The sequence below is a fragment of the Acidovorax sp. KPB24-03 genome, assembly GCF_057546605.1.
In genome coordinates, this window is the sequence record NZ_BAAJYR010000233.1 from 1 (window position 1) to 5,424 (window position 5,424).

Genomic DNA, 5,424 nt, shown 5'->3' on the forward strand with positions numbered 1-5,424 from the left:
CCCGCCGGGAGGCATCGCCGCCGTGGTGGAGGCCGCGCGCCACACGCGCGACCTCATCACCGCCGCCGACCTTCCGGTGCCGCTGGTGACCGGCGCGGGCACCGGCACGCTGGTGCACGAGGCCGCCAGCGGCGTCTACGGCGAACTGCAGGCGGGCTCGTTCCTGTTCATGGACGCGGACTACGCCAGCAACGAACGCGAGCCGGCCCAGCCGGCCTTCGAGCATGCGCTGTTCGTCAAGACCCAGGTCATCTCCAGCCAGGAAACGCATGCGGTGTGCGATGCCGGCCACAAGAGCCATGCCATCGACTCCGGCCTGCCGATCGTGGCGATGCTGCCGCCCGAGCGGGCGCTGCGCTATGCCAACGGCGGCGACGAGCACGGCATTCTCTACGCCGACGGCAACAAGGCCCGGCTGCCCTCGCTGGGCCGCATGCTGTGGCTCATTCCCGGCCATTGCGATCCGACGGTGAACCTGTACGACTTCTTGATCGGTGTGCGCGGCGGACTGGCGCACGGCGTGGTGGAGCGGATCATCCGGGTGGATGCCCGGGGCGCGCTGACCTGACCTGAAGCACCGGCAGGCGCCTGCGCGACGGTCTGCAACAAGAAAGAAAAAGGCCGGGTTGCCCCGGCCTCGTCGGCCATCGCCACCGAAGCGCTTGTCGCGCCCAGGTGGCCATGGCGGCAGGCAGGCCACTGCCTGCATGCCCATCCGCGGTCAGGGGCGCGACGGATAGATGCCGTTCACGGCGATGATGAAGTTCAGCGTGAGGCCGGGTTGAAGCGTGCTGACCGTGACGGGCACGTTCATCTGCACGGGCGTGGGCGTGGCGCTGCCAGCCGCTTGCGTGGAGATGGCGGGCAGGGTCAAGGGTGCGTCGAAGGGCTTGAGCGTCGTGGTGGCGGACTTGGAGCTGTACACCTTGGCGGTGTTGTTGCCCGCCGTTGCCTTCCCGGCGATCAGAGTCGGCCCAGGAACGTTGTTGTCGCCCGTGGTGTCGTCGGCGGGAATGGACACTGCGGCCGTTCCGCCCGCGGCCACCGTCACGCCATGGGTGTGGGCCGGCAGGTTGGCGAGCGACAGGATCGCAGCGCCGATGGCGTTGGTGGACGCGGTGGCGGCACCGCTCGTACCGCCGATGGTCACCATGTTCTGGGAACCGAGCGGAACCCGGTTGCGCAGATCGGGCAAGCCGAAGGTATTGACGCCATCGCCACCGTAGCGGGTGCCCAGCAGCGAGTAGAGCGCCTGGTTCTGATTGATTGACAGCAGTGTGCCGTCGCACAGAGCCCAGCCCTGCGGAACCCATGGCACGGCCCAAAGAATGATCTGGCCCAGAATCGGATCCATGTGAGTATCCCTCTCCCAAAAAAAGGTTTGTCGATCAATATCCGCACCTGGCAGCGATGCTTTTTGACGATCTCGCAGCGAAGGCGGATAGAGGGAGTAAACACCAGAAATCGCAGGGCGACAAGCGAGAATTCACGGGGCGTCGAGAATGCAACGCGCGTCGATCCCCGACGCGTATCTGGCTGCTGCGATGAAGCCGCAGGAGCGTTCGGACAAGGCGTCCGGAAGCGATGGGTCAAGCCGCCGAAGGCGGCCCGCCGAACAGGTCGGCAGGGTTGCGGGACGGCGCCACGCCCAGGTGGCGATAGGCCGCCAGGGTGGCCACGCGCCCGCGCGGCGTGCGCTGCAGGTAGCCCTGCTGGATCAGGTAGGGCTCGATCACGTCCTCGATGGTGCCGGACTCCTCGCCGATGCTCGCGGCGATGTTGTCCAGCCCCACGGGACCGCCGTCGAAACGGTGGATCACGGCCTCGAGCAGCTTGCGGTCCATCACGTCGAAGCCCTGGGGGTCCACGTCGAGCATGGTGAGCGCGCGCTGGGCGATATCGAGCGTGATCTGGCCCGTGCCCTTCACGTCGGCGTAGTCGCGCACCCGGCGCAGCAGGCGGTTGGCGATGCGCGGCGTGCCGCGCGATCGGCGCGCGATCTCGAAGCCCCCGTCCGGCTGGATCGGCGTGTTGAGCAGCCCGGCGCTGCGCATGACGATGCGCGAGAGTTCCTCGGGGGTGTAGAACTCCAGCCGCGCGACGATGCCGAAGCGGTCGCGCAGAGGGTTGGTGAGCATGCCGGCGCGGGTGGTCGCCCCCACCAGGGTGAAGGGCTGCAGGTCCAGCTTGATGCTGCGCGCCGCGGGCCCCTCGCCGATCATGATGTCGATCTGGTAGTCCTCCAGCGCGGGGTAGAGGATTTCCTCCACCACAGGCGAGAGCCGGTGGATCTCGTCGATGAACAGGACGTCGTTGCGCTCCAGGTTGGTCAGCAGCGCGGCCAGGTCCTTGGGCTTTTCCAGCACGGGCCCGGAGGTCTGGCGCAGGTTCACGCCCAGCTCGGCGGCAATGATGTGGCTGAGCGTGGTCTTGCCCAGGCCCGGGGGCCCGAACAGCAGCACGTGGTCCAGCGCCTCGCCGCGCTTGCGCGCCGCGCCGATGAAGATCTCCAGCTGCTCGCGCGCCTTGGCCTGACCGACGTACTCCTGCAGCAGCTTGGGGCGCAGCGCCCGCTCCAGCGCTTCCTCCTGCGGGGAGGCCGGCGCGGCGGAGATCACGCGTTTGGCGGGTGCGGGGGCGAAGTCGTCGGTCTGGATGCTCATGCGTTGCGGATCAGTTGGAAGTCCAGGCGTAGTACACGGGGCCTTCGTATTGGTACACCGGATAGGTGGCCTGCACGAAGTCGCGCTCTCCCTGGCTGATGGTGTAGAAGTGCGTGCCGTTGCTCTTGTTGAAGAAACGGTACATCGCGGTCGAGCCGTTGCCGGCGCCGGTCTGGGCATACCAGATCGGGCCCTCGTACTCGAACGACGGGTAGGTGGCCCGCACGAAGTCGCGTTCGCCCGCATCGATGGTGTAGAAGTGCGCGCCGTTGCTCTTGTTGAAGAAGCGGTACACAGCGCTCTGGCCGGCAGTGGCGCCGCCGTAGGCGTAGAAGGCCACGCCTTCGTAGGCGAAGGCCGGGTAGGTGTTGATCACGAAGTCGCGCTCGCCCGCGCTCGCCGTGAAGAAGTGCGCGCCCGTGCTGCTGTTGAAGAAGCGGTACACGGCGGTGCGGCCGCTGGCGCTGGTGGCCGGCGACAACCAGTTCTTGATGGACGCGTTGTACGCCACGTCGAAGCGGCCGTAGTAGTCCGACGAGGCCTTGTTGGTGCGCACGGCGCTGCCGCCGTAGAGCGTGCCGATCAGCGCGCCGCCGGAGAAGATGCCAGAGCCGCTGCTGCCGCCCTCGGTCGTGCCCTGGCTCCACGTCACCCGGTAGAAGTTGCCGCTGGTGCCGCTGCACGTGAAGTTGGTGTCGCTGATGGACGTGCACGCGGTCAGGGATGCCAGGTTGCCGAAGCTGATCTTCTGCAGGTCGCCGCGGGGATGGTGGATGCCCGCGATGGCGCCGCCCAGCCCCTGGGGATTGGCGTTCCATGCGGCGAACACGGCGCCGGCGGGCGGGGCCTCGTTCAGGCGCAGGAACGACGTGTCGCTGCTGTCCGTCGCGTACAGCAGCGTGGCGCCGCCGGTGCGCGCCGTGGTGGCGGACGACAGCGTACGGCTGTTGCAGCTGGGGGAGCGGTAGAACCAGTCGGTGCGCAGGGTGGACGCCACGGTCTGCGTGGAGATGCAGTGATTGGCCGAGATGAAGTAGGGCGTGCCGGTGCCGTCTCGGTCGTTCAGCAGCGTGCCCGAGCACACGTACGTCTTGCCGTCGGGGCGCACGAACAGCATCCGTGCCACGGCGTTGCGCTGGGCGGCGTAATCGTCATAGCAGGTCGAATCGAGGTTGCAGGCGTCGGATTCGTTGATCTTGGTCTGCTGCTCCAGCTCTTCGGCCGTGGGCAGCGACAGGTTGTCGTAGATGTGCGACAGGCGCGGCACCGACAGGTCGATCGCGCTCGCGGGCGTGCCGGATGGCAACTCGATCTCCAGCGTGGCCTCGTCGCCGCCCGTGTCGGGCGTCCACCAGGTGCGGCCGGCGTCGGAGGTATCGCCCGCCGTCTGGTTGCGCTCGATGATCTGCAGCACTTCCTGGCCGGCGATCTCGAAAACCGCCGAGGGCCGGGCCTGGCTGTACACACGCAGCACGGCGCTGCCGGGCAGCTGGCGCACCAGCACGCCCAGGCGCAGGCCGTGCGCGCCTTCGGCCGAGAAGCTCAGGGCGGCAACCTGGCCGCCGCTGGCCGTGGGCGTCCACTGCAGCTGCTGCAAGGTGGCGCTGGCCGTGGCCGTCTGGGCGATGCTGCGGGGGCTGCCGACCTGGCGCGGACCGAAGCCGCTGGCCACCGCTTCCTTGGACTGGTCCAGCGGCCCGAGGTCGATGCGTGCGGGCGTGATGGCCGTGCGCACCACACGGTCCTTGACCCGTGCCACGTCCTGCACGGCGGACGCCGGCTGCTCGCGCGACTCCACGCTGTACACCACCGCCCTCGCCTGGGGGGCGGCCGCGGACTGCACCGCCTCGGTGCCACTGCCGCCGCCGCAGGCGGCCAGCACGGCGGCCACGGCCAAAACCGCCAAAGATCGAACTCGCCTCAGTGCCTGTTGCATGGAACAACTCCTGTCATCGAAATCTGGGCGGTCCCATGCCGCCCCCGGATTGCAAAATGTGCCACAGCCCCATGGCTGCCAGCAGGTGATTTTTTCGCGCTTTACCTCATTGCATCATTGCATCATCGCGCCGGTGATGGGCCTCGGCCGGCTAGCGCGAGGCCAGCCAGCCATTCCCGAACGGGGCCGCGCCGTTGCCGGACACGCCGGCCTGCGTGTGCCCGTGCGGCAGGCCGAACCGATGGGCGGGATGCCGCCAGGCCACCGGCACGCTCACCGAAGGCGACAGCCACTGCTTGAGGGCCTTCTGGTAGGCCAGGTCGAAGCGGCCATACACCCGCACGTCGTTCACCGAGCACTGGGCACTGGAGGCGAATCCGTACAGCGTCCCGATCACGCGGCCGCCATGGAAGATGGCCGATCCGCTGCTGCCGTCCTCCACCGTGCCGCGGTCGAACCCAACGTCGTAGTAGCCGGCCGAGGCGTCCGTGGAGGAGTCGCACAGCATGGAGCCGTCCGTGTCGTTGGTGCAGGCCAGCGTGCCCATGATGCTTCCGGTGCTGATCTTCTGCAGGTCGCCCCGGGGATGGTGGATGCCGACCACGGCCGCCGATTCGGCTTGCGGACCGGCGTCCCAGGCGGCGAACACGGCACCCGGGGGCGGCGCCTCGTTCAGCCGCAGCAGGGCCGTGTCGGTGTCCGCGCTGGCGTAGAGCAGCGTCGCGCCGCCCGTTCGCGCGGTGGAGCGGGGCGACAGCGTGCCGCTGTTGCAGGCCTGCGAACGGAAGAACCAGTCCGTCTGCAGGGTGGACGCCACGGTCTGCG

At 68.5% G+C, this 5,424-nt stretch carries 5 protein-coding genes; 1 reads left to right on the forward strand and 4 read right to left on the reverse strand.

The window, feature by feature from the left end:
* The coding region (locus AC27KI_RS17940) for a type III PLP-dependent enzyme domain-containing protein (RefSeq protein ID WP_487115059.1) at positions 1–568 on the forward strand (568 nt) is incomplete at its 5' end.
* A gap of 153 nt (positions 569–721) precedes the next feature.
* On the opposite strand, the gene AC27KI_RS17945 is transcribed toward AC27KI_RS17940, so the two are convergent.
* The 4 genes from AC27KI_RS17945 to AC27KI_RS17960 all read right to left on the reverse strand — a co-directional run.
* The gene (locus AC27KI_RS17945; RefSeq protein WP_487090272.1) at positions 722–1,354 is read right to left on the reverse strand and encodes a phage tail protein; all 633 of its coding nucleotides are present in this window, start codon (positions 1,352–1,354) and stop codon (positions 722–724) included.
* Between the two features lie 235 nt (positions 1,355–1,589).
* Entirely contained in the window at positions 1,590–2,663 is a 1,074-nt protein-coding gene (gene ruvB, locus AC27KI_RS17950) for a Holliday junction branch migration DNA helicase RuvB (RefSeq protein WP_272567148.1), read from the reverse strand.
* A 10-nt stretch (positions 2,664–2,673) separates the two neighbouring features.
* Positions 2,674–4,599 (reverse strand): trypsin-like peptidase domain-containing protein, encoded by a 1,926-nt coding sequence (locus AC27KI_RS17955; RefSeq protein ID WP_487115061.1) that lies wholly within the window; start codon positions 4,597–4,599, stop codon positions 2,674–2,676.
* A 151-nt stretch (positions 4,600–4,750) separates the two neighbouring features.
* Positions 4,751–5,424: S1 family serine peptidase (locus tag AC27KI_RS17960; protein WP_487115063.1), on the reverse strand; the 674-nt coding region annotated here is incomplete at its 5' end.

Coding starts and splice junctions, on each gene's coding strand:
- AC27KI_RS17945 (WP_487090272.1), bottom strand. CDS start 1,354: ATGGATCCGATTCTGGGCCAGATCATTCTTTGGGCCGTGCCATGGGTT.
- ruvB (WP_272567148.1), bottom strand. CDS start 2,663: ATGAGCATCCAGACCGACGACTTCGCCCCCGCACCCGCCAAACGCGTG.
- AC27KI_RS17955 (WP_487115061.1), bottom strand. CDS start 4,599: ATGCAACAGGCACTGAGGCGAGTTCGATCTTTGGCGGTTTTGGCCGTG.